This is a genomic window from Streptomyces sp. BE20 (genome assembly GCF_036322525.1).
GTDB lineage: Bacteria > Actinomycetota > Actinomycetes > Streptomycetales > Streptomycetaceae > Kitasatospora.
The window spans coordinates 49,501-73,406 of the sequence record NZ_JAQYWW010000471.1 but is presented as its reverse complement, the minus strand read 5'-3'; the positions used below and the strand labels follow the sequence as shown (position 1 = coordinate 73,406).

Genomic DNA, 23,906 nt, shown 5'->3' with positions numbered 1-23,906 from the left:
CAACGCAATGACTGAGCGTCTCCCGCTGATGGCGGGCAACTGGAAGATGAACCTCAACCACCTCGAGGCCATCCAGCACACCCAGAAGCTGGCCTTCGCGCTGGCCGACAAGGACTACGAGTCGGTCGAGGTGGCCGTCCTCGTGCCGTTCACCGACCTCCGCTCGGTGCAGACCCTGGTCGACGGCGACAAGCTGAAGATCAAGTACGGCTCGCAGGACATCTCGCAGCACGACTCCGGTGCCTACACCGGCGAGATCTCCGGTCCGATGCTGGCCAAGCTCAAGTGCACCTACGCGGTGATCGGCCACTCGGAGCGCCGCCAGTACCACGGCGAGAACGAGGAGATCGTCAACGCCAAGGTGAAGGCCGCCTACCGTGCCGGGATCACCCCGATCCTCTGCATCGGCGAGCCGCTGGAGATCCGCAAGGCCGGCACCCACGTCGAGTACACCCTGGCCCAGCTCGACGGCGGCCTGCAGGGCGTCCCGGCCGACCAGGCCGAGTCCGTCGTGGTCGCCTACGAGCCGGTCTGGGCGATCGGCACCGGCGAGGTGGCGACCCCCGAGGACGCCCAGGAGGTCTGCGCCGCCATCCGCGCGCGGATCGCCGAGCTGTACGACGCCGAGCTGGCCGGGAAGGTCCGCGTGCTCTACGGCGGTTCGGTCAAGTCCTCCAGCGCGGCCGGCCTGATGGCCAAGCCGGACGTCGACGGCGGCCTGGTCGGCGGTGCCTCGCTGGACGCCGACGAGTTCGTCAAGATCGTGCGGTACCGTGACCAGGCAGTAGGCTAACGCCGCCGCAGCAACGTAGGCTTTGGGGCCGGGCCGCCGTACGCGGCCCGGCCCCTTCGCCGAAGATACGAGAGAGTTGGTCCCGTCGTGGTTATCGGGTTCTCGATTGCCCTGATCGTCTTCAGCCTGCTGATGATCCTCCTGGTGCTGCTGCACAAGGGGAAGGGCGGCGGCCTGTCGGACATGTTCGGCGGCGGCGCGATGTCGACCGGTGGCGGCTCGGCGGTGGCCGAGCGCAACCTGGACCGCATCACGATCGTGGTCGGGCTCGGCTGGTTCGCGTCCATCATGGTGCTCGGCCTGGTCATGAAGTACAAGAGCTGACGTACCTCTGACGCCCCGTCGCCCCGCGGCCTATGCTGGAACGGTCCGGGGCGGAGCCGGTGATGGCGCAACCTTAACTCCTGCTTACACTAGGACGACTTTCGCCACCGACGCGCATCGCGGCGGGTCGGCGCACCAGCACGCAGGGAGTCAGACCGTGGCAAGTGGCAACGCCATCCGTGGCAGCAGGGTCGGAGCCGGCCCGATGGGTGAGGCGGAGCGTGGCGAGTCCGCCCCCCGCAACCGGATCACCTTCTGGTGTGCCAACAAGCACGAGACCCGTCCGAGCTTCGCGGCCGAAGCGGTCATCCCGGAGACCTGGGACTGCCCGCGGTGCGGTTTCCCGGCCGGCCAGGACGAGCACAACCCGCCCGCCCCGTCCCGCAACGAGCCGTACAAGACCCACCTCGCCTACGTCCGCGAGCGGCGCACCGACGCCGACGGCGAGGCGATCCTCGCCGAGGCGCTGGCCAAGCTCCGGGGCGAGATCTGAGCCACGGGTCGGAACCGCCCGGCTGCGGGCGACGAGCAACGCCGAAGGGCGTCACCGTTCGGGAGAACGGTGACGCCCTTCGCGCATGCTCAGGCCGAGGCCGGGGGGTAGAGCTGGGGCGGCAGTTGGGCCGCCGCGGAACGGTCCAGCAGCCACAGCGTGCGCCCGCGCCCGTACGCGCCGGAGGCGGGTGCCTGGAGCTCGCCGGGGCCGGACAGGGCCAGCGCGACCGCGCCCGCCTTGTCCTCGCCCGCCGCCAGCAGCCAGACCTCGCGGGCCTCCCGGATCGCCGGGAGGGTGAGCGAGATCCGGGTCGGCGGGGGCTTGGGCGCGCCGCGCACGCCGACCACCGTCAGTGCGGTCTCCCGGACGCCGGGGTGCTCGGGGAAGAGCGAGGCGACGTGGGTGTCCGGGCCGACGCCGAGCAGCAGCACGTCGAAGGCGGGGACACCGAGCCGGTCGCCGGGACCGGCCGCCTTCGCCAGCTCCTCCGCGTAGCGCGCGGCGGCGGCCTCGACGTCCGAGCCGTCCACGCCGTCCGACGCGGGCATCTCGTGCACCCGCGCCGGGTCGAGCGGGACGGCGTCCAGCAGCTCGGCCCGGGCCTGGACGGCGTTGCGGTCCGGGTCGGCGGCGGCCACGAACCGCTCGTCGCCCCACCAGAGGTCGAGCCGGGCCCAGTCGACCGCGTCCCGCGCCGGGGAGGCGGCGATGGCGGCCAGCAGGGCGTTGCCGTTGCGTCCGCCGGTGAGCACCACCGAGGCGGTGCCGCGGGCGGACTGGGCGTCCACGATCCGGGTGATCAGCCGGGCCGCGGCCGCCTGGGCCATCAGCTCCTTGTCCCGGTGGACGACCAGCTGCGGGGTGGCGGCCGTCATGCCTCCGCCTTCTTGGCACCGCGCTTGCCGGCCGGCTTCTTCGCCGGAGCGGGGGCCGGAGCAGGGGCGGGGGCCTCGGCGGCCACCGCGGCCCCGGCGGCCTCCGCCACGGCCTCCTCGGCGACCTTGTCGGCCACCTCGGCCCGCGCGGCCGACTCGGCGGCGGTCGGTTCGAGCAGCCGGTCCACCGGCGTGCGCACGGCCGCCGCGTAGATGTCGTCCGGGTCGAGCCGGCGCAGCTCCTCGGCGATCAGCTCCGAGGTCTCGCGGCGCTTCAGCGCCACCTGGCGGTCCGGCGAGCCGGGCATGGAGAGCGTGCCCATCAGGCCGTCCGGGCGGTCCAGGGTGATGTCCCCGTCCGTGGTGCGCAGGTGCACCGCGGTGATGCCCGGGCCGTTGGTGACGACCCGTTCGACGGGCACGTGCAGCCGGGTGTGCAGCCAGAGGCCGAGCAGCTCGACGCTGGGGTTGTACGGCTCGCCCTCGACCACCGCGGAGGTGATCGTGGACGGCCGCTGGTCCAGCGCGGCGGCCAGCATCGAGCGCCAGCCGGTGATCCGGGTCCAGGCCAGGTCGGTGTCGCCCGGGGTGTAGCTCTGGGCGCGCTGGGCGAGCTGGCCGACCGGGGACTCGGCGGTGACCGCGTCGGTGATCCGGCGCTGGGCGATCGAGCCCAGCGGGTCCTGCGCCGGGTGCAGCGGCGCATTCTCCGGCCACCAGACCACGACCGGGGCGTCCGGCAGCAGCAGCGGCAGGGCGACCGACTGCGCGTGCGAGACCAGCTCGCCGTGCATGCGCAGGATGACCGGTTCGCCGGAGCCGGCGTCGGAGCCGACCAGGATCTCGGCGTCCAGGCGGGTCTCGGCGCGGGCCCGGGGCGAACGCCCGGCGCGCTTGATGACCGCCAGGGTGCGCGAGGGGTGCTCGCGGGAGGCGTCGTTGGCGGCCTTGAGGGCGTCGTACGCGCTGCCCTCGTCGGTCACGATCACCAGGGTGAGCACCATGCCGGCAGCGGTGGAACCGCTGGCCCGGCGCGCCTCCATCAGGGCGGCGTTGATCTTGCTGGACGTGGTGTTCGTAAGGTCGATCTTCATGGCCGGCGCCAGCTCCTGCCGTCTCGTGCGAGCATCTCGTCAGCCTCGGCCGGTCCCCAGGTGCCGGCCGGGTACTGCGCGGGCTTGCCGTGCGCGTCCCAGAACCTCTCGATCGGGTCGAGGATCTGCCAGGACAGCTCGACCTCCTGGTGGCGCGGGAACAGGTTGGCGTCCCCGAGCAGCACGTCGAGGATGAGCCGCTCGTACGCCTCGGGGGACGACTCGGTGAAGGACTCGCCGTAGGCGAAGTCCATCGTGACGTCGCGGACCTCGAAGGAGGTGCCCGGCACCTTGGAGCCGAACCGCACGGTGACGCCCTCGTCCGGCTGGACCCGGATGACCAGGGCGTTCTGCCCCAGCTCCTCGGTCGCGTAGGAGTCGAACGGCAGGTACGGGGCGCGCTGGAAGACCACCGCGATCTCGGTGACCCGGCGGCCCAGCCGCTTGCCGGTCCGTAGGTAGAACGGCACACCCGCCCAGCGGCGGTTGTTGATCTCCAGCTTGATGGCCGCGTAGGTGTCCGTCTTGGAGTCCGGGTTGATGCCGTCCTCGTCGAGGTAGCCGACGACCTCCTCGCCGCCCTGCCAGCCGGCCGCGTACTGGCCGCGCACGGTGTGCTTGCCGAGGTCGGCCGGGAGCTTGACGGCGCTGAGCACCTTGAGCTTCTCGGCCACCAGCGCCTTCGGGTGGAAGGACGCCGGCTCCTCGATGGCGGTGAGCGCCATCAGCTGGAGCAGGTGGTTCTGGATGACGTCCCGGGCCGAGCCGATGCCGTCGTAGTAGCCGGCCCGGCCGCCGATGCCGATGTCCTCCGCCATGGTGATCTGCACGTGGTCGACGTACGACCGGTTCCAGATCGGCTCGAACATCTGGTTGGCGAAGCGGAGCGCCAGGATGTTCTGGACGGTCTCCTTGCCCAGGTAGTGGTCGATCCGGAAGACCTCGTCCCGGGGGAAGACCTCGTGGACGATCCGGTTCAGCTCCTGGGCGGACTCCAGGTCGTGGCCGAAGGGCTTCTCGATGACGGCGCGGCGCCAGGAACCCTGGGGCGGGTCGGCCAGGCCGTGCTTCTTCAGCTGCTGGACGACGGTCGGGAAGAACTTCGGCGGGACGGAGAGGTAGAAGGCGAAGTTGCCGCCGGTGCCCTGCGCCTTGTCCAGCTCCTCGATGGTCGCGCGGAGCTTGTCGAAGGCGTCGTCGTCGTCGAAGTCGCCCTGGACGAAGCGCATGCCCTTGGCGAGCTGCTGCCAGACCTCCTCGCGGAAGGGGGTGCGGGCGTGGTCCTTGACCGCGTCGTGCACCTCCTTGGCGAAGTCCTCGTCCTCCCACTCGCGGCGGGCGAAGCCGACGAGCGAGAAGCCCGGCGGCAGCAGGCCGCGGTTGGCCAGGTCGTAGATGGCCGGCATCAGCTTCTTGCGGGACAGGTCGCCGGTGACCCCGAAGATGACCAGGCCGGACGGCCCCGCGATGCGCGGGAGCCGCCGGTCGGTGGGGTCACGAAGCGGGTTGACGGGGGCCGGCGTGGGGTCGCCTGCGTCCGAGTCCGACGTCAACTCAGGGAAGTCAGTGCTCACTTGATGAACTCCGCTTTCGTGCGCTGGCTGTGTGAGCAGGGGTCACTTCTCGCCGGCGAAGGAGGCCAGCGAAGCGGTGACGGTGTCGAGCAGCTCGTTCCAGGACTGCTCGAACTTCTCCACGCCCTCGTCCTCCAGGACCTGCACGACGTCGTCGTAGTCCACGCCGGCGGCGGCGATGGCGTCCATGACGGCCTTGGCGTCGGCGTAGTGGGGGACGATGGTGCCGCCGGTGACCACGCCGTGGTCGCCGGTCGCCTCAAGGGTGGCCTCGGGCATGGTGTTGACGGTGCCCGGGGCGACCAGCTCGGTGACGTACAGGGTGTCCGGCAGGGCCGGGTCCTTGACGCCGGTGGAGGCCCAGAGCGGGCGCTGCGGCTTGGCGCCGGCGGCCTCCAGGGCGCGCCAGCGGTCGCTGCCGGCGGTCTTGGCGTCGACGCTGCCGAAGACCTCCTCGTACGCCTGGTAGGCGAGGCGGGCGTTGGCGAGCGCGGCCTTGGAACGGAGGTCCCGGGCGTCGCCGCCGATCTTGTCCAGACGCTTGTCGATCTCGGTGTCGACACGGGACACGAAGAAGGACGCGACCGACTCGATCTGCGAGAGGTCCAGGCCCTTGGCCTTGGCGGCCTCCAGACCGGTCAGGTAGGCGTCGATGACGGCCTTGTAGCGCTCCAGCGAGAAGATCAGCGTGACGTTGACGCTGATGCCCCTGCCGATGACCTCGCCGATCGCGGGCAGGCCGGCCCTGGTCGCGGGGATCTTGATGAACACGTTCGGGCGGTCGACCAGCCACCACAGCTGCTTCGCCTCGGCGACGGTGGCGGCGGTCTCGTGGGCGAGCCGCGGGTCGACCTCGATGGAGACCCGGCCGTCACGGCCGTTCGAGGCGTCGTAGACCGGGCGCAGCACGTCGGCGGCGTCCCGCACGTCCGAGGTGGTGATCATGCGGACGGCCTCGTCCGTGGTGACCTTGCGGACGGCGAGGTCGCGCAGCTGGCCGTCGTAGGAGGAGTCCCCGCCGCCGATGGCCTTCTGGAAGATGGTCGGGTTGGTGGTGACGCCCACCACGTGCTTGTGCTGCACCAGCTCGGCGAGGTTGCCGCTGTTGAGGCGCTTGCGGCTGAGGTCGTCCAGCCAGATCGCCACGCCTTCGTCGCTGAGGCGCTTCAGTGCGTCAGTCATGGTGCTTCAGTCCTTCGTCCGTATATCCGTGGGGTCCTCGGGTGCCGGCCGGGCGCCCGGTGTGCGGTCGGGCGCCCGGCCGGCGGCTGCCGTCAGCGGTTGACGGCTTCCAGCGAACGCAGCGCGATGTGGGCCTCGGCGACGACGCGCTCGGCGGTCAGGCCGAACTCCTCGAAGAGGACCTGGTAGTCGGCGGAGGCACCGAAGTGCTCCAGCGACACGATCCGGCCGTGGTCGCCCACCAGCTCGCGCCAGCCCTGGGCGATGCCGGCCTCGACCGAGACGCGGGCCTTGACCGACGGCGGCAGCACGCTGTCGCGGTAGGCCTGGTCCTGCTCCTGGAACCACTCGAAGGACGGCAGCGAGACGACGCGGGTGGCGACGCCCTCGGCCTCCAGGACCTCGCGGGCCCTGACGGCCAGCTGGACCTCGGAGCCGGTGCCCAGCAGGATCACCTGCGGGTCGCCGGTGGACGCCTCGGCGAGGACGTAGCCGCCCTTCGCGGTGCCCTCGGCGGAGCCGAACACCGTGCGGTCGAAGGTCGGGACGTTCTGGCGGGTGAGTGCCAGGCCGACCGGGCCGGGGTGGCTGCTGTGACGCTCCAGGACGGTGCGCCAGGCGACGGCGGTCTCGTTGGCGTCGGCCGGGCGGACCATGGACAGGCCCGGGATGGCGCGCAGCGAGGCCAGGTGCTCGACCGGCTGGTGGGTCGGGCCGTCCTCGCCGAGGCCGATGGAGTCGTGCGTCCACACGTAGGTGACCGGCAGCTTCATCAGCGCGGCGAGGCGGACGGCCGGGCGCATGTAGTCGGCGAACACCAGGAAGGTGCCGCCGAAGACGCGGGTCCCGCCGTGCAGCGCGATGCCGTTCATGGTCGAACCCATGGCGTGCTCGCGGATGCCGAAGTGGATGGTCCGGCCGTACGGGCTCGCCGACTTCAGCGGGTTGCCCTCGGGGAGGAAGGAGCTGTCCTCGTCGATGGTGGTGAGGTTGGACTCGGCGAGGTCGGCCGAGCCGCCCCACAGCTCCGGGATCACCGCGCCGAAGGCCTTCAGGGCCTCGCCGCTGGCCTTGCGGGTGGCGACGGCCTTGCCGGCCTCGAAGACGGGCTGCGCCTTCTTCCAGCCCTCGGGCAGCTCGCCGGCCTCGATGCGGTCGAACTCGGCGGCGCGCTGCGGGTGGGCGGCACGCCAGGCGTCGAACGACTGCTCCCACTCGGTGCGGGCGGCCTTGCCGCGCTTGATCACCAGGCGGGCGTGCTCGATGACCTTGTCGCTCACCTCGAAGGTCTTCTCCGGGTCGAAGCCCAGGACCTTCTTGGTGGCGGCGATCTCGGCGCCGCCGAGCGCGGAGCCGTGCGCCTTGGCGGTGTTCTGGGCGTCCGGGGCCGGCCAGGCGATGATCGTGCGCATGGCGATCATCGACGGGCGGGAGGTCTCGGCCTTGGCGGCGGCCAGCGCGTCGGCGAGCGCCGCCACGTCGATGTCGCCGTTGGCCTTCGGGGAGACCCGCTGGACGTGCCAGCCGTACGCCTCGTAGCGCTTGAGGACGTCCTCGGAGAAGGCCGTCTCGGTGTCGCCCTCGATCGAGATGTGGTTGTCGTCGTAGAGCGCGACCAGGTTGCCCAGCTTCTGGTGGCCGGCCAGCGAGGAGGCCTCCGCGGAGATGCCCTCCTCCAGGTCACCGTCGGAGACGATGGCCCAGACGGTGTGGTCGAACGGCGACTCGCCGGCCGGGGCGTCCGGGTCGAAGAGGCCGCGCTCGAAGCGGGCCGCCATCGCCATGCCCACGGCGTTGCCGATGCCCTGGCCGAGCGGGCCGGTGGTGGTCTCGACGCCCGCGGTGTGACCGTGCTCCGGGTGACCCGGGGTGCGGCTGCCGGCGACCCGGAAGGCCTTGAGGTCGTCCAGCTCCAGGCCGTAGCCGGAGAAGTAGAGCTGCGTGTAGAGGGTCAGGCTGGTGTGTCCCGGAGAGAGGACGAACCGGTCGCGGCCGACCCAGGCGGGGTCGGTCGGGTCGTGGCGCAGGAAGCGCTGGAAGATCAGGTACGCCGCGGGGGCCAGCGACATGGCCGTCCCGGGGTGCCCGTTACCGACCTTCTGGACCGCGTCCATGGCCAGAACGCGGGCCGTGTCGACCGTCCGCTCGTCGAGGTCGGACCACTCGAATGAATTCGGCGTCGTGCTCACCCTGTCTCAGGGCTCCTTCCATTGTGAAGAGTGACCCCGTGAGGGACCGGGTCGGCCACGTCGCTGGGGCCGGACGCTGGGTGGTGCCGGTCACGGAGGGTAGATCCCGCTTCTTTGGGCGAGCCTACCGTCCGGGCGAGGCTCACCCTCCGTGGTGGGACAACTCAGGCATGTTGGTCCCCATTCCCCGTCCCCTCCCCGTCCCCGATTCCCCGCGGACGGCCGGATCCTTTGTCCACCCTCGCCCGGATTGGGGAGGTTCGCCTCTCCGGGGCCCGGGTGGCGGGCGGTCACCCTGCGGGTGGGTCCGGGGACCGGGCCGGAGGCATCGGTCCAGGCCCGGGCGGCCGGGTTCACCCGGCGGTGTGCGTTCCGCCCCGCCGGGGCACCCCGGGGCCGGTGGGGAGATATGGAGCGTCTAAGGTGGCGTGGTACGCGCAGAGCGGACGATTCGGGAACAACGTTCCGGTGGCCGCCTGTGAGGATTCATCTTCAGTTGGGGTGTTAGTGACCGCCGTCGAATCCCGTCCCGCCGGGGTCACCGGGGCGACGCCTGCGCAACGGCCGTTCGGGGCCCGTGTCGGCGCCTTCGTCGCACTGACCAAACCGCGGATCATCGAGCTGCTGCTGATCACCACCGTGCCGGTGATGTTCCTGGCGCAGCGCGGTGTCCCGGACCTGCTGCTGGTGCTGAAGGTGGTCATCGGCGGTTACCTCTCGGCGGGCGGCGCCAACGCCCTCAACATGTACATCGACCGTGACATCGACGCGGTGATGTCACGGACGGAGCGCCGCCCGCTCGTGACCGGCATGGTGTCGCCGCGCGAGGCGCTGGTCTTCGGCATCGCCCTCGCGGTCGGGTCGACGCTCTGGCTGGGCGCCCTGGTCAACTGGCTCGCGTCGGCGCTCGCGCTGGGTGCACTGCTGTTCTACGTGTTCGTCTACACGCTCGGACTGAAGCGCCGCACCGCGCAGAACATCGTCTGGGGCGGCATCGCGGGCTGTATGCCGGTCTTCGTCGGCTGGGCGGCCGTCACCAACACGGTCTCCTGGTCGGCGCTGGTGCTCTTCCTGGTGATCTTCTTCTGGACGCCGCCGCACTACTGGCCGCTGTCGATGAAGGTCCGCGAGGATTACGCGCGGGCCGGCGTGCCGATGCTGCCGGTGGTCAAGGGCAACCTGGCCGTCGCCAGGCAGATCGTCGCCTACTCCTGGGTGATGGTGGCCGTCTCGCTGGCGCTCTGGCCGCTCGCCGACACCAGCTGGCTCTACCCCGTCTCGGCGGTGGTGCTGGGCGCCGCGTGGCTGAAGGAGGCGCACGCGCTGCACGCCCGGGCCAAGGCCGGGATGGTCGGCGCCAAGCTGAAGGAGATGCGGCTGTTCCACTGGTCGATCACCTACCTGACGCTGCTGTTCGTCGTGATCGCGGTGGACCCCTTCGTGAAGTGAGTCCCGCGTCGTGCCGAAGGGCCCCGGTCCGCATCTGCGGACCGGGGCCCTTCGGCGTGCACGGGGTGTCAGCGGCGGCTGCCGCCTCCCGCCCGTCCTCGGGCTCGCCCTCTCGCCGGTCTTCTCGCCGGTCGGCCGTCGCCGGTCGGCCGCTCAGCGGGCGGGGAGCCCGGACGGGCCGACGTGGCCGTCCAGCCAGTCCTTGAGGGGCTGGGAGACGCGCAGGAAGGCGGTGATCCGGCCGTAGGCGTCCGGCGTGCCCAGCCAGGGCTCCGGAGCCCACTCCTGCCACGCGACCAGTCCCTTGTGGCGGAGCAGTCCGATCCGCGGGTGGTCCTTGGGGTAGCCGCGCGGGGCGGACTTCAGCGAGTCCCGGCCGACCACCTGCGGCCCGGCCTTCCGGACCCGGGCGACCACCCGCTCCAGCTCGGCACCGGCGACGTCCTCGGCGACGGCCGTCCGGTACCGCTCCAGCTGGTCGGGGGCGAGCTGGTACATCCCGTTGCCGCAGGCCAGGCCGTCGGCGGAGAGCTGGACGTAGCCGCCGGCCGCCAGGTGGGCCCCGATGTGCGTCTTGTACGGGGACTTGTCGGCGCTGAACCGGACGTCGCGGTTGGGGCGGAAGATCTTCCCCGGTCCGAACTCGGGTTCCAGCTCGGCCAGCAGTCGCTCCATCGGCTCCCGTACGGCGTGCTCGTACCGGGCCTTGTGGGACTGCCAGAAGGTCTTGGAGTTGTCCGCCTCCAGGTGCTCGTAGAAGTCGAGCGCCTCGGCGGGCCAGCCATCGAAGGTCACCGCACCAGTATGTCGCCCGGTGTGTGGCCCGGGGCACAGCCCGCTCCCGTCGCCAGCCCCGCTACCGCTCGGTAGCATGCGGGCATGAGCAGCGCAGAGACCGCCACCACCGCCGCGCCGGACGCCCGCGCCGAGCGCCGCGCCAAGCGCATCGCCAAGAGCCTCACCGCCTTCGCCCGGCAGCACGGCGGCAGCGCCGACGGCGTCGTCGAGTACGTCGGCGCGGTCGCCACCCGCATCGTGGTGGTCGGCGCGGACGGCGCCTGGGGCGACCAGGTCGCGCCGAGCTACGCGGTCGGCCGCCGGGCCGCCGAGCTGGCCGGGGTCACCCTGCACGACTCCTTCGAGGGCGAGCTCGCCCTCAAGGTGAAGACCGGCCCGTACGAGTGGAAGCGCATGGCGGGCATCCAGATCGGCGGCTGACCCCGCCCCGGCCCGTGCGAAGGGCCCCGGTCCGTGGACGGAACCGGGGCCCTTCGCGCGTTCCCGGGGCGGGTCAGACCGAGGTGGTCTGCGGGGCCCGGGAGGTGTCGGTGTCGGCGGCCGACGCGGGGACCGCGCCCGCGGGGGTGTCCTCGTCCTCGCGGAGGCGGAGGGCCAGGGGGATGCGCAGGGCGGCGATCCAGGTCAGGGTGGCGCCCAGCATGTGGAGGCCGACCAGCACCTCCGGGACGTCGGTGAAGTACTGGACGAAGCCCAGTACGCCCTGGAGCAGCAGGATGACGAGCAGTTCGCGGGCCCGGGCCCGGGCGGCCGGCGGGGCCTTCACCGCGGCGAACACGAACAGCACCGCGACCGCGAGGCCGAGCGAGACGAACGCCAGGTCGGCGTGCACCTGGGCGAGGCGGTCGTAGTCGATCGGGATGCGCGGGACGAACTTGTTGTCCTTGGGCGTCCCCGGGTGGTGGCCGGCGCCGGTGACCAGTGTTCCGGCGGCCACCAGCAGGCCGATCACGCCGACCAGGACGTAGGAGAGCCGCTTGATGGGCTCGGCCACCAGCGGGCGGGCCGGGCCGTCGCCCTCCTTGGACCGCTCCCACATCTGCAGGGCGACCCAGACCAGGGCCATCGCGGCGATCAGGTGCAGGGCCACGGTGTACGGGTTGAGGCCGGTCAGCACGGTGATGCCGCCGAGCACGGCGTTGCTCATCACCAGCCAGAACTGGGCCCAGCCGAGCTTGCTGAGGCCGTGCCGCCAGGGCCGGTGGCAGCGGGCGGCCAGGATGGCCCAGCCGACCGCGGCGCTCAGGACGTAGGTGAGCATCCGGTTGGCGAACTCGATGACGCCGTGCAGGCCCATCTCGGGTGTGGGCGTCAGGCTCTCGTCGGTGCAGCGCGGCCAGGTGGTACAGCCGAGGCCGGAGGCGGTGAGGCGGACGGCGCCGCCGGTCACGACGATCACCACGCTCATCACCAGCGCGACGAGCGCGGCACGCCGGACCATGGCGGCGGAGGGCTTCCAGCGCTCGGCGAGCAGGGAGAAGGGGGTGGTCTTCAGCACGGCGTCCATGCTAGGCGCCCTTACAGGCGATCTTCGGGCGGGGCGGGGGCCGACGGGGGAGTGGCGTCGCGCGGTGACGTGGTGAGCGGCAAGTTGATCTTCCCGCCTTGCCGCTACGGCAAACCCGCGGTCCGAACGGGAGGAGCAAAACGGACTGTTCGGGCAACCCGGTCATTGGTCTTGACCAATCACTCGTTTGGCCGAAAGAGTGCGGTTTGGTCCATACCTTTTTCGGGACCCCTCCCACACCCCCGCACGTAAGCGGAGATCCTGCACATGCGCATACCCGTACCCGCCGCTGCGCTCGCGCTCGGTGGATCCCTTGTCCTGGCCGGCCTCATCGCCCCGGCTGCCGCCCACGCCGCCGAGCCCGGCCAGCAGTGCCAGAACCTCGGAGTCGCCAACCTCTACGGGGAGTTCGTCGAGGGCGACGACACCCACACGCCGGACGCCGAGGGTGCGGTGGCGGTCGGCGGAAACGCCGACTTCACCGGCGGCTTCTCGGTCGGCCAGGAACTGACCGCGGACCAGGTGAAGGCGCTCCCCGGCGGCAACGCCCTGGTCGTCGCCGGTCGCGTGACCGGGCACAACACCCAGGTGATGAAGGGCAACGGCATCTACGGCTCCAAGGCCGACGGCGCCGTCATCGACGCACACCAGGGCAAGATCAGCCAGGGTGCCTCGCCGATCGACTTCAAGGCCGAGTTCACCAAGCTGCGCGCCGCCTCCGTCCAGCTGGCCGCCGTGCCGCAGACCGCCGCCGCCAAGGTCGAGGCCCAGGGCCCGAAGCTCTACCTGACCAGCGGCGACGCCGCGTACAACAGCTTCACCGTCAGCGCGGCCACCCTCCAGGGCGCCACCGACATCTACCTGAAGGTGCCGGCGGGTTCGGTCACCGTGGTCAACGTGACCGGCGACTCGTACGACATGTCCGCCGCGAAGACCACCGGCTTCAACCTCTGGGACGAGGGCAAGAAGACCTACCTCCTGGACGACAAGCTGCAGAGCGCGCACGGCGGCGCGGTCCGCGCCAAGCTGCTCTGGAACTTCCCGACCGCGACCAAGGTGATCAAGAACGGCGCGGCCGCCTGGGCCGGCACCGTCCTGGCGCCGAACGCCGCGTTCTCCCTGAACACCCCGGGCGTCGGGGGCGCCAAGCCCACCGGTGGCGGCCCCGTCAACGGCTCGGTGATCGTCGCCTCGCTGACCGGCACCGCCGGCGCCGAGACGCACCACTTCCCGTTCACCGGCTGCCTGCCGGTGGTGACGCCGCCCACCACGCCGCCGACCACCCCGCCGCCGGTGGTGCCGACCGGTACGCCGTCCGCCACCACCACGCCGAGCACGCCGGGCTCCACCGGCACGCCGAGCGCTTCGGGTACGCCGTCGGCCACCCCGGGCACGCCGGGCGCCTCGGTGACCCCGGGCACCTCCGCGAGCCCGTCGGCGTCCGTCCCGGGCAGTGCCAAGCCGAGCGCGAGCGGTTCGGCCGGCCCGTCGGCCTCCGCCTCGGGTTCGGCAGCGGTGCCGGCCGCCTCGGCCTCCGCGAGCCCGTCGGCCGAGGCCAGCACCGGGGGCGGTCTCGCCCACACCGGTTCCGGCCCGGTCGTGCCGCTGGCGATCGGCGGCGCGGTCGTCATCGCCGCCGGTGGCGCGCTGGTGCTGGTCGCCCGTCGACGCAAGGCTGCCAACCAGGTCTGACCCTTTCGGTTCTGACCGATGCGGCACCCCCGGCGATCGATTCGGATCGCCGGGGGTCGCTGTTTTTCAGCCACTCTGACGGAGTTCATTCGAGTTTCGCCGAACCGCCGTCCTGCGAGGTCGCGGGTGTGATGGGCTGGTTCTTGCACATCCGAGGCCGGACGGACAGGCGAAATCCGGTCGTGCGGTGGGGTGTAGAGGGACACGGGGGTGCCGGTAGAGTCCCCCGGACAGCCGTAGCGGGCCACCGCTGATCCACTCGATTCGCCTGCTGCAGAAGACCGTCCGGAGGGGACAACGAAATGGCGCGACAGCGGCGGCAGATAGGCATCAGTAGCGCGGCACTCGCGGGGGCGGCGGTCACCGCAGTCCTGCTGCCCGTGGCCCTGGCCACCGGCGCCTCGGCGCACACGCCGGCCTGGAAGGTCACCTGCGACAAGATCGTGATCGACCTGGTCAACTACAGCGACAAGGCCGGCGTGAAGAACGCCGTCAGCCTCACCGTCGACGGTGAGAAGGTGCTGGACCAGAAGGAGTTCGGCAAGGAGTTCCACCAGACGTTCCCGGTGAAGGCGCACAACGCGCCGATCAGCGCCACCTTCGTGGTGACCACCACCGAGGACCCGAAGAACAACGACTGGAACAAGACGGAGACGAAGACGATCGAGGTCTGCGCGACCCCGACTCCGACGCCGACTCCCACGCCCACCCCGACTCCCACGCCCACCCCGACTCCCACCCCGACTCCCACCCCGACGCCGACGCCGACTCCTACGCCGACTCCCACGCCGACGCCGACTCCCACGCCGACTCCCAGCCGGACGGCGACCCCCACCCCCACGCGGACACCCACCCCGACTCCCACCCCGACGCCGACCCGCACGCCCACCCCGGTCCCGACGGCCACCTCGACGCCGGTCGCCCCGGTGTTGGCCTCCACCGGTAGCAGCGACGCGACCCCGGTGATCGCGGCCGCGGGCGGCGGTGTCGTGGTCCTCGGCGGGGCCCTCGTCTTCCTCGCCCGTCGCCGCCGCAGCAGCGACGAGAGCTGACGCCCACCGCTCGGTTCCGGCCGGCGCCGGCCCCTCGACTCGTCCGAGTCGAGGGGCCGGCGCCGTCGTGGGCCCGGGCCGGTGGAGGTGCCGCCCGCACAGGAAGTCGACGGGCCGACCTCCTGTGCGGGCAGCGCGGCCGTGCCGCGTCGCGAAGTGCGGCGCGGAGGAGGAACGGCCGGACACCGAGGGGTAATTGAGTACGAGTACTCATTCACGCCACCGGGCCGGGTCCGGCAGACTTCCGGCATCACGACGCTGAGACGACGCACAGGGGGGAACCGTGCCGAATCCCGATCTCGCTTCCGAGTTCAAGGTCAATCCGGCGGCGTTGGCCGGCTGCGGGCAGAGCGCCCAGCACATAGCGGGTCAGGTGCCGGGAGAGACGGCGAGGATCGTCGCACCGAGCGACAGGGCCGCCGCGACGCTCCAGGGCTGGCTCACGGCAACCGCGATACGCACCTGCGGCACGAACTGGAGGACGCTGCTGGACAAGCTCTCCGGTGACATGTCGGACGTCGGCTCCAAGCTCGTCAAGACGGCGGCCCACTACCAGCAGGGGGAGCAGAGCGTCTACGCGCACCTCCGCGGCGCGGCGGGCGGCGCCGCACCGACGCCGGAGGCCGATCCGTTCGGGACGGTCCTGGCGGGCGAGAGCCCCGCCACCGCCACGGCGCGTGCCGCCGCAGAGCGGAAGTCCCGGTAGCCGATGGACATCGCCGGCCTCTACAACGCCAACCTCAACAACATCACCACCGCGAAGAACGCCTTCGACGCCCTGGCCACGGCCTTCGGACAGCACGTGGAAGCCTGGCAGCACGAGGTCGCCGACCGGCTTGGCGCTTCGCACTGGACCGGACCCACCTCCGCCGTGGCCCAGGGCCGCGTCAAGGACCTGGGCGGTCAACTCCGGGCCGCCCGCCAGGAACTCACGTTCGTCAGCAAGGCCCTGGCCAACGCCGTCGAACAGTTCGCGCTGGCCCAGTCCCATCTGATCAGCGCCCTCGACGACGCCAGGAACGCGAAGCTCGACGTGGCGCCCGACGGACGCATCACGTGGGACAACGAGCCTGCCTCGCCGGGCTTCGCGGGCTCGGGCGCGGAGACGACCGCGGTCGCCATCAGCAACCGGATCACCGCCGCACTCAACGAGGCGGCCCACGCCGACCAGGAGATCAGTGCGAGGCTCAACCACCTGGCGACCAACGCGAGCAACGGCACGGGACTGAACGCCGCCACCGTGGCGCAGGACCTGGCTGCCGAGACCGCCCGCGAGCAGATACCCGTCGCGGGCACCGACCCGAACAGCGTCAAGCAGTGGTGGAGCGGCCTCACACCGGCTCAGCAGCAGAGGTTCGTCCACGACCACCCCGACCGGATCGGCAACCTCGACGGCATCCCGGCCGTCGCGCGTGACGGGGCCAACCGCCTCACCCTCCAGCAGGCGAAGCTGGACCTCCAAGCCCAGCTCGACCACCTGGGCCCCGAACCGCCCGCGAAGGTCGCGGGCATGAACGGCGCCGTCTCGAACCCGGCGCACGACGAGTGGGAGCGGAGGAGGGCCCTCCTCCAGGAGCAGGTCATCGGTGTGAACGCCATCGAGAAGCGGCTGATGACCAAGGTCGACGACAAGCATCCGCCCACCTATCTGCTCGGCTTCGACACCAAGGGCAACGGCCACGCCATCGTCGCGGTCAACAACCCCGACACCGCCGACAACGTCTCGACGTACGTCCCCGGCACCGGGGCCCGGCTCGGCAGCATCGACAGCGACATCGAGCGGTCGGACCGGATGGTCGCCTCGGCGAGCGCAGCCCAGAATCCGCACAACCCGAAGACCACCTCGTCGATCACCTGGGTCGGCTATGACGCGCCGCAGTCGATCGTCCCGGACGCGACCCACGACAGCTACGCGAAGAATGCGGCGAACAGCCTGCACAGCTTCGAAGCCGGCCTTCGCACCACGCACGAGGGGGTGCCGTCGAACAACACGATCCTCGCCCACAGCTACGGAACCACGACTGTCGGATACACGATGCGAGACAAGGGTCTTCCGGTGGACAACGTCGTCCTGATCGCCAGCCCCGGCGCCGGCGTCGAACGCGCCGGCGATCTCGGAGTCGACCCGTCGCGTGTCTTTGTCGCGAAGGGTGACATCGACAACATCGACATGGCATTTCCCCAGACCGCCGACAAGCTGGCGAGCAACGGCGGTAACAACGTCGGTACCTGGTACGGAATCATCCAGAACCCCGACCACCACCTGATCCACGGGCGGGACCCGATGATTCCCGACTTCGGTGCGCGGACCGTCCCGACCAGCCCGGAGACGGGCCACTCCGACTACTGGAACGAAAACTCAAGCTCGCTCCGGGCCATGGGGGAGATCATCGCAGGGAAGTGGAACTCATGAGGGTTACCGGGCGTGCCGACGGAGAATCGCCACGGGCCGGTCGGACGACCCTGACGGCAGCACTGGCCGTTGCGGTGCTGGCTCTGAGCTCCTGCGGGGTGGAAACCGTGTCGGAGCGGAGGAAGTCCACGATCACGCTGGAACAGGCGAAGGCTCAGGTCGATGCCTACCTCGCGGAAATCCAGGCGAAGCTGCCGGTCGAGCCTCTGGCGAGCACCATCAGCGACTTCAGCGACATGGAGTGTGATCACAACGACGTGGGCCCGCACGGAAGGAAGGAGACCTCGCGCGGGTACGGCTTCGGAAACGTTCCTGCGGAGAGCAGGACGGAGGCCGCCGCCGCGTTCCGCACTCTTCTGATGGGGAAGGGATTCGAGATGGCTCCGGAAGCCACTCTTGACTGGGTGAAGCTGAAGAATCCCAAGGACAAGTTCGTGGCGGTCCTCGACGGAGTGTCGGACAGCAGCCGCAATCTCTCGCTCAACGTCAGCACGCCCTGCGTCTGGCCGAAGGGGACGCCGCCGCCGTCCTGACGCTCGGGGGTGGTGTGTGCCCGGGAGTCGGAGGGGTTACTCCCAGCGGAAGAAGCGGGCGGCGGCGGTCAGGGCGAGCACCGACCAGCCGGCGAGGATGCCGAGGTCGGACCAGGGCACGCCCGCGCCGGTCTGGAGGACGGACCGCAGGCCGTCGGAGAGGGCGGCGATCGGGAGCAGCTCCAGGACGGACTGCACGGCCGCCGGGAACTTCGACAGCGGCACGATCACCCCGCCCGCGAGCAGCAGCAGGATGAACACCAGGTTGGCCGCCGCCAGCGTCGCCTCCGCCTTCAGCGTTCCGGCCATCAGCAGGCCGAGTCCGGAGAAGGCCGCGGTGCCGAGGACCAGGAGGGCGGCCACGGTGAGGGGGTTGCCCTGCGGGGACCAGCCGAGTGCGAGCGCGATCACCGTCAGCAGCGCCACCTGGAGCGCCTCGGTGACCAGGACGCAGCCGGTCTTGGCGGTGAGCAGCGCCCAGCGCGGCAGCGGGCTGGCGCCGAGCCGCTTCAGCACGCCGTACCGGCGCTCGAACCCGGTGGCGATGGCCTGCCCGGTGAACGCGGTGGACATCACGGCCAGCGCGAGCAGGCCGGGTGCCAGGAAGTCGACGCGCTTGCCGGGGCCCTCGACGGCGACGATGTCGACCGCCGAGAAGAGGACCAGCAGCACCGTGGGGATGATCACGGTGAGCAGCAGCTGTTCGCCGTTGCGCAGCAGCATCTTCGTCTCGAACGCCGTCTGGGCGAGCAGCATCCGGCCGACGGGGGCGGCACCGGGCCGGGGGGAGTAGGTGGTCACGAGCGGAGGTCCCGTCCGGTCAGGTCGAGGAAGACGTCTTCGAGGCTGCGGCGCTGTACGGCGAGCCGCTCGGGCAGGATGCCGCAGGCCGCGCACCAGCCGGTGACGGTGGCCAGGAGCTGCGGGTCGACGGGCGCCTCGATGCGGTAGCTGCCGGGCGTCGTCTCGGCGGCGGTGGAGCCGTCGGGCAGCTCCTTGAGCAGGGTGGTGAGGTCGAGTCCGGGCGGGCCGTCGAAGCTCAGGCCGCCTTCGGCGCCGTCCCGGCGCAGTTCCTCCGGGGTGCCTTCGGCGATCACCCTGCCGCGGTCGACGATCGCGACCCGGTCGGCGAGTTGTTCGGCCTCGTCCATGTGGTGGGTGGTGACCACGACGGTGACGCCGTCCCGGCGCAGGTCGCGGACGAGGTCCCAGGTGGCGCGGCGGGCCTGCGGGTCGAGGCCGGCGGTGGGCTCGTCCAGGAAGACCAGCTCGGGGCGGCCGACCACGGCCATGGCGAGGGCGAGCCGCTGCTGCTGTCCGCCGGAGAGCCGGCGGTAGGTGGTGCGGCCGCAGGAGCCGAGACCGAGCCGTTCGACCAGCGCGTCGACGTCCAGGGGGTGTGCGTGCAGCTTGGCGGTGTGCCGGAGCATTTCGACGGCGCGTGCGCCCGCGTACACGCCGCCGGACTGCAGCATCACTCCGATCCGGGGGCGCAGCGCCGCGCCCTGGGCGACCGGGTCGAGGCCGAGGACGCGGACGGTGCCGGCGTCGGGGCGGCGGTAGCCCTCGCAGGTCTCGATGGTGGTGGTCTTGCCGGCGCCGTTGGGGCCGAGGACGGCGGTGACGGCGCCGCGCGCGAGGGTGAGGTCGAGACCGTCCACCGCGGTCTTCTCGCCGTAGCGCTTGACCAGCCCGGTGATCTGGACCGCGGGATCGGAATGCATACCGGCGAGTCTAAGAGGACCGAACACGGCGGCCGTACGGGAGCCCGCACGCGAGCCCCGGCGGAGCCCGCGCGGGAGCGCGGCTCGAAGCGGGCCGGGGTCGGTGGACGGGGCGAGAAGGGCATGGCGGAGGATTGGATTCCGCTTGTGCGGACCCCCCGGCCCGGGCCCGGAGTCGTCCCGGTGACCGGCGAAGCGGAACCTCCGGTGATCGTTTCCGCAGGTCAGGTAAGGCTTACCTGCGTGACAGATGCCACGGATGAGGTCTGGGTCACGGCTTGTCCTGCCGGAAGGAATTACGCAACACTGGTGTTGTGAAAAACATGCGCGAGCACCCCGTACAGCCGGAGGCCGAGTCGGCCCCCGGCTGCGCCGTGCCCGCGACGGCGGCCGAGGTGCTCCTGGACGGCCACCGGGCCACCCGGGACCGGGTCGCCCGGTCGATCCTCGACCACGGTCCCTCCTCCGCCACCGATCTGGCGAACCGGCTCGGTCTGACCACCGCCGCCGTCCGCCGTCACCTGGACGGGCTCACCGCCGCCGGCCTTGTCGACGCCCGCGAACAGCGGGTGTACGGCAGCCGTGGCCGGGGCCGTCCCGCCAAGGTCTTCGCCCTCACTGACGGCGGCCGGGACGCCTTCTACCAGGCGTACGACCAGCTCGCCGCCGACGCCCTGCACTGGATCTCCGACGCCGTCGGCGGCGGAGCGGTGGGCGAGGAGGCGGTCGCCGCCTTCGCCCGCGCCCGGTTCGGGCGGCAGGCCGAGAAGTACCTGGAGACCGTCCGGTCCGCCAAGGCCGAGGAGCGCACCGAGGCCCTCGCCCAGGCGCTGAGCGCCGACGGGTACGCTGCCACGGTGCGGCGGGTTCCGTCCGCTGCGGCGCAGGCCCCGGCGGGCGCCCAGCTCTGCCAGCACCACTGCCCGGTCGCGCACATCGCCGAGCAGTTCCCGCAGCTCTGCGAGGCGGAGACCGAGGTCTTCTCCCAACTGCTGGGCACCCATGTGCAACGACTGGCCACCATCGCCCACGGCGACGGGGTCTGCACCACCTATGTGCCGGCACCCGGTGCCGCATCGTCGCCCGCCCTGCGCACTGTCGCCGGCCGGGGTACCGATGCCGCGCCGACTGCCGGTACGTCCACCGATGATTCAGCGTCCGCGCGTTAGGAAGCTCGCATGACTGACACCGTTTCGCACCCGGAGCTCGAAGGCCTGGGCACCTACGAGTACGGCTGGGCCGACCCGGACACCGCGGGTGCCGAGGCCAAGCGCGGGCTCAGCGAGGAGGTCGTCCGCGACATCTCCGCGAAGAAGAACGAGTCCGAGTGGATGCTGAACCTGCGGCTCAAGGGCCTCAAGCTGTTCGGCAAGAAGCCCATGCCGACCTGGGGCTCCGACCTGACCGGCATCGACTTCGACAACATCAAGTACTTCGTCCGCTCCACCGAGAAGCAGGCTGCGTCCTGGGAGGACCTGCCCGCCGACATCAAGGCGACGTACGACCGGCTCGGCATCCCGGAGGCGGAGAAGCAGCGCCTGGTCGCCGGTGTCGCCGCGCAGTACGAGTCCGAGGTCGTCTACCACCAGATCCGCGAGGACCTGGAGGAGCAGGGTGTCATCTTCCTCGACACCGACACGGCGCTGCGCGAGCACCCGGAGGTCTTCAAGGAGTACTTCGGCACCGTCATCCCGGCCGGCGACAACAAGTTCGCCGCGCTGAACACGGCGGTCTGGTCGGGCGGCTCCTTCATCTACGTGCCGAAGGGTGTCCACGTCGACATCCCGCTCCAGGCCTACTTCCGGATCAACACCGAGAACATGGGCCAGTTCGAGCGGACGCTGATCATCGTCGACGAGGACGCCTACGTCCACTACGTCGAGGGCTGCACCGCCCCGATCTACTCCTCCGACTCGCTGCACTCCGCGGTCGTGGAGATCATCGTCAAGAAGGGCGGCCGCTGCCGCTACACGACCATCCAGAACTGGTCGAACAACGTCTACAACCTGGTCACCAAGCGCGCCGTGGCGTACGAGGGCGCGACCATGGAGTGGGTCGACGGCAACATCGGCTCCAAGGTCACCATGAAGTACCCGGCCGTCTACCTGATGGGCGAGCACGCCAAGGGCGAGACCCTGTCGATCGCCTTCGCGGGCGAGGGCCAGCACCAGGACGCCGGCGCCAAGATGGTCCACATGGCGCCGAACACCTCCTCCAACATCGTCTCCAAGTCGGTGGCGCGAGGCGGCGGCCGCACCTCCTACCGCGGTCTGATCGAGATCGGCGAGGGCTCCAAGGGCGCCAAGTCCAACGTGCTCTGCGACGCGCTGCTGGTCGACACCATCTCCCGCTCGGACACCTACCCCTACGTCGACGTCCGCGAGGACGACGTCTCCATGGGCCACGAGGCGACCGTCTCCAAGGTCAGCGAGGACCAGCTCTTCTACCTGATGAGCCGCGGCATGACCGAGTTCGAGGCCATGGCGATGATCGTCCGCGGCTTCGTCGAGCCGATCGCGCGCGAGCTGCCGATGGAGTACGCGCTGGAGCTGAACCGGCTGATCGAGCTGCAGATGGAGGGCTCCGTCGGCTGATCCGCCGGCCGCCCCGCCGTCCATCGACACTTTGAGGAAGAGAGCACAACGAACAGCCATGGCTGACGTCAACACCCCCACCGGCTCCACCACCGCCGGTTCGATCGAGGTCGGTACGGCCGGCGCGGGCGCGCAGCTCGCCGGCCCCGGCACCGGCCGCGCCACCGTCCAGCAGCCGATCGACGCCCGCGTCACGGTCAAGCCGTCCTTCGACGTGGCGGACTTCCCGGTGCCGACCGGCCGCGAGGAGGACTGGCGGTTCACCCCGCTGCACCGCCTCGCCGGCCTGCACGACGGCACCGCCGCCGAGGGCGCCCAGGGCGAGGACAAGGTCGAACTGAGCCTGCCGGACGGCGTCACCGCCGAGACGGTCGGCCGCGGCGACGCCCGCCTCGGCAAGGCCGGCAAGCCGGTCGACCGGGTCGCCGCGCAGGCGTTCAGCGCCTTCCAGCAGGCGCTCGTCGTCACCGTCCCCAAGGAGACGGTGCTCACCGAGCCGGTCAAGATCGACGTGCACGGCGAGGGCGGCAGCCGCTTCGCCCACGTCGTGATCGACGTCAAGCCGTTCGCCGAGGCCGTCGTGGTGATCAACCACACCGGCACCGGCACCCGCGCCGCCAACGTCGAGCTGCTGCTCGGCGACGGCGCCAAGCTCACCTTCGTCTCCGTCCAGGACTGGGACCGCGACGCGGTCCACGTCGCGCAGCAGACCGCGCTGGTCGGCCGCGACGCGTCGCTGAAGTCCGTCGTCGTCACCTTCGGCGGCGACGTGGTCCGGATCCACCCGCGCGTCTCCTACGCCGCGCCCGGTGGCGAGGCCGAGCTGTTCGGCCTCTACTTCGCCGACGCCGGCCAGCACCTGGAGCACCGTCTGGTCATCGACCACGACACCCCGCACTGCCGCTCCAACGTGGTCTACAAGGGCGCGCTGCAGGGCAAGGACGCGCACGCCGTCTGGGTCGGCGACGTGGTGATCCGCGCCGCCGCCGAGGGCACCGACACCTACGAGCTCAACCGCAACCTGGTGCTCACCGACGGTGCCCGGGTCGACTCGATCCCCAACCTGGAGATCGAGACCGGCGAGATCGTCGGCGCCGGCCACGCCTCCGCCACCGGCCGCTTCGACGACGAGCAGCTCTTCTACCTGCAGGCCCGCGGCATCCCGGCCGACGAGGCCCGCCGCCTGGTGGTGCGCGGCTTCTTCGCCGAACTGGTCCAGCAGATCGGCGTCGCCGACATCCAGGACCAGCTGATGGAGAAGATCGAGGCCGAGCTGGAATCGGCGGTCTGACCCGATGAGCTTCCTTCGCGCCTGCGCGCTGAGCGAGCTGGCTGAGGACGAGCCCAAGCGCGTCGACCTCAACGGCGTCCCGGTCGCCGTCGTCCGCACCGACGAGGGGGTGTTCGCGATCAACGACATCTGCTCGCACGCGAACGTCGCGCTCTCCGAGGGCGAGGTCGAGGACTGCATGATCGAATGCTGGCTGCACGGTTCCAGCTTCGACCTGCGCACCGGCAAGCCCTCCGGGCTGCCCGCCACCAAGCCGGTCGCTGTCTACCCCGTAAAGATCGAAGGGGACGATGTGCTCGTCTCCGTCAACCAGGAGTCCTGAGTAC

At 71.1% G+C, this 23,906-nt stretch carries 23 protein-coding genes; 14 read left to right on the top strand and 9 right to left on the bottom strand.

The features are described from left to right. The first annotated feature begins 7 nt into the window (after nt 1-7). From tpiA to PUR61_RS06000, 3 genes are all read left to right on the top strand, one after another. A complete protein-coding gene (gene tpiA / locus PUR61_RS06010) occupies nt 8-793 on the top strand; it encodes a triose-phosphate isomerase (protein ID WP_329876370.1) in 786 nt (261 codons plus the stop codon). 87 nt (nt 794-880) lie between these two features. After that, nucleotides 881-1,117 carry a preprotein translocase subunit SecG gene (secG, locus tag PUR61_RS06005; protein WP_329876368.1) on the top strand — a complete coding sequence of 79 codons (237 nt, stop codon included), beginning with the start codon at nt 881-883 and terminating at the stop codon, nt 1,115-1,117. Nucleotides 1,118-1,322: 205 nt separating this feature from the next. After that, on the top strand, nt 1,323-1,610 hold the full coding sequence (locus PUR61_RS06000) for an RNA polymerase-binding protein RbpA (RefSeq protein ID WP_329876448.1): 288 nt from the start codon (nt 1,323-1,325) through the stop codon (nt 1,608-1,610). Nucleotides 1,611-1,699: 89 nt separating this feature from the next. On the opposite strand, the gene pgl is transcribed toward PUR61_RS06000, so the two are convergent. The 5 genes from pgl to tkt all read right to left on the bottom strand — a co-directional run bounded on the left by pgl (nt 1,700) and on the right by tkt (nt 8,527). Continuing rightward, complete coding sequence (pgl, locus tag PUR61_RS05995; RefSeq protein WP_329876366.1) at nt 1,700-2,488, bottom strand: 6-phosphogluconolactonase; 789 nt, start codon at nt 2,486-2,488, stop codon at nt 1,700-1,702. Beyond that, complete coding sequence (gene opcA / locus PUR61_RS05990) at nt 2,485-3,582, bottom strand: glucose-6-phosphate dehydrogenase assembly protein OpcA (protein ID WP_329876365.1); 1,098 nt, start codon at nt 3,580-3,582, stop codon at nt 2,485-2,487. The genes pgl and opcA overlap by 4 nt, the downstream gene beginning before the upstream one ends. Beyond that, a complete protein-coding gene (gene zwf / locus PUR61_RS05985) occupies nt 3,579-5,135 on the bottom strand; it encodes a glucose-6-phosphate dehydrogenase (RefSeq protein ID WP_329876446.1) in 1,557 nt (518 codons plus the stop codon). The genes opcA and zwf overlap by 4 nt, the downstream gene beginning before the upstream one ends. A 63-nt stretch (nt 5,136-5,198) precedes the next feature. After that, nucleotides 5,199-6,338, bottom strand: a complete 1,140-nt coding sequence (tal, locus tag PUR61_RS05980) for a transaldolase (protein ID WP_329876363.1) — start codon at nt 6,336-6,338, stop codon at nt 5,199-5,201. 92 nt (nt 6,339-6,430) lie between these two features. Further along, entirely contained in the window at nt 6,431-8,527 is a 2,097-nt protein-coding gene (tkt, locus tag PUR61_RS05975; RefSeq protein WP_329876361.1) for a transketolase, read from the bottom strand. 507 nt (nt 8,528-9,034) lie between these two features. On the opposite strand from tkt, the gene PUR61_RS05970 reads away from it, so the two are divergent. Then, nucleotides 9,035-9,976: a heme o synthase gene (locus PUR61_RS05970; protein WP_329876359.1), complete on the top strand. Its 942-nt coding sequence runs from the start codon at nt 9,035-9,037 to the stop codon at nt 9,974-9,976. A 153-nt stretch (nt 9,977-10,129) separates the two neighbouring features. Here PUR61_RS05970 and PUR61_RS05965 read toward each other — a convergent pair whose 3' ends face one another. Next, the gene (locus tag PUR61_RS05965; protein ID WP_329876357.1) at nt 10,130-10,771 is read right to left on the bottom strand and encodes a DUF2461 domain-containing protein; all 642 of its coding nucleotides are present in this window, start codon (nt 10,769-10,771) and stop codon (nt 10,130-10,132) included. Between the two features lie 84 nt (nt 10,772-10,855). Between PUR61_RS05965 and PUR61_RS05960 the strand changes: the two genes are divergently transcribed. Further along, a complete protein-coding gene (locus PUR61_RS05960) occupies nt 10,856-11,194 on the top strand; it encodes a hypothetical protein (protein WP_329876355.1) in 339 nt (112 codons plus the stop codon). Nucleotides 11,195-11,267: 73 nt separating this feature from the next. Here PUR61_RS05960 and PUR61_RS05955 read toward each other — a convergent pair whose 3' ends face one another. Further along, complete coding sequence (locus tag PUR61_RS05955; RefSeq protein WP_329876353.1) at nt 11,268-12,281, bottom strand: COX15/CtaA family protein; 1,014 nt, start codon at nt 12,279-12,281, stop codon at nt 11,268-11,270. Between the two features lie 267 nt (nt 12,282-12,548). On the opposite strand from PUR61_RS05955, the gene PUR61_RS05950 reads away from it, so the two are divergent. The 5 genes from PUR61_RS05950 (at nt 12,549) to PUR61_RS05930 (ending at nt 17,971) form a co-directional block, all read left to right on the top strand. Next, nucleotides 12,549-13,973, top strand: a complete 1,425-nt coding sequence (locus tag PUR61_RS05950) for a choice-of-anchor A family protein (RefSeq protein ID WP_329876351.1) — start codon at nt 12,549-12,551, stop codon at nt 13,971-13,973. Between the two features lie 302 nt (nt 13,974-14,275). Further along, a complete protein-coding gene (locus PUR61_RS05945; RefSeq protein ID WP_329876349.1) occupies nt 14,276-15,025 on the top strand; it encodes an LAETG motif-containing sortase-dependent surface protein in 750 nt (249 codons plus the stop codon). Between the two features lie 283 nt (nt 15,026-15,308). After that, a complete protein-coding gene (locus tag PUR61_RS05940) occupies nt 15,309-15,731 on the top strand; it encodes a WXG100 family type VII secretion target (protein WP_329876347.1) in 423 nt (140 codons plus the stop codon). A 3-nt stretch (nt 15,732-15,734) separates the two neighbouring features. After that, a complete protein-coding gene (locus tag PUR61_RS05935; RefSeq protein WP_329876345.1) occupies nt 15,735-17,438 on the top strand; it encodes an alpha/beta hydrolase in 1,704 nt (567 codons plus the stop codon). Then, complete coding sequence (locus PUR61_RS05930; protein ID WP_329876343.1) at nt 17,426-17,971, top strand: hypothetical protein; 546 nt, start codon at nt 17,426-17,428, stop codon at nt 17,969-17,971. Before PUR61_RS05935 ends, PUR61_RS05930 begins: the two co-directional genes overlap by 13 nt. 36 nt (nt 17,972-18,007) lie before the next feature. On the opposite strand, the gene PUR61_RS05925 is transcribed toward PUR61_RS05930, so the two are convergent. Beyond that, a complete protein-coding gene (locus tag PUR61_RS05925) occupies nt 18,008-18,727 on the bottom strand; it encodes an ABC transporter permease (RefSeq protein ID WP_329876444.1) in 720 nt (239 codons plus the stop codon). 41 nt (nt 18,728-18,768) lie between these two features. Next, nucleotides 18,769-19,695, bottom strand: a complete 927-nt coding sequence (locus tag PUR61_RS05920) for an ABC transporter ATP-binding protein (protein WP_329876341.1) — start codon at nt 19,693-19,695, stop codon at nt 18,769-18,771. A gap of 323 nt (nt 19,696-20,018) precedes the next feature. Here PUR61_RS05920 and PUR61_RS05915 point away from each other — a divergent pair, with 323 nt between their 5' ends. From PUR61_RS05915 to PUR61_RS05900, 4 genes are read left to right on the top strand one after another with little or no spacing between them, the layout of a single operon-like run. Further along, entirely contained in the window at nt 20,019-20,864 is an 846-nt protein-coding gene (locus PUR61_RS05915) for a helix-turn-helix transcriptional regulator (protein WP_329876339.1), read from the top strand. A 9-nt stretch (nt 20,865-20,873) separates the two neighbouring features. After that, nucleotides 20,874-22,289, top strand: a complete 1,416-nt coding sequence (sufB, locus tag PUR61_RS05910) for a Fe-S cluster assembly protein SufB (RefSeq protein WP_329876337.1) — start codon at nt 20,874-20,876, stop codon at nt 22,287-22,289. Nucleotides 22,290-22,347: 58 nt separating this feature from the next. Beyond that, nucleotides 22,348-23,580, top strand: coding sequence for a Fe-S cluster assembly protein SufD (gene sufD, locus PUR61_RS05905; protein WP_329876335.1), 1,233 nt, complete (start codon nt 22,348-22,350; stop codon nt 23,578-23,580). A 4-nt stretch (nt 23,581-23,584) separates the two neighbouring features. Next, nucleotides 23,585-23,902: a bifunctional 3-phenylpropionate/cinnamic acid dioxygenase ferredoxin subunit gene (locus PUR61_RS05900; protein ID WP_329876333.1), complete on the top strand. Its 318-nt coding sequence runs from the start codon at nt 23,585-23,587 to the stop codon at nt 23,900-23,902. The last annotated feature ends 4 nt before the right edge of the window (nt 23,903-23,906 follow it).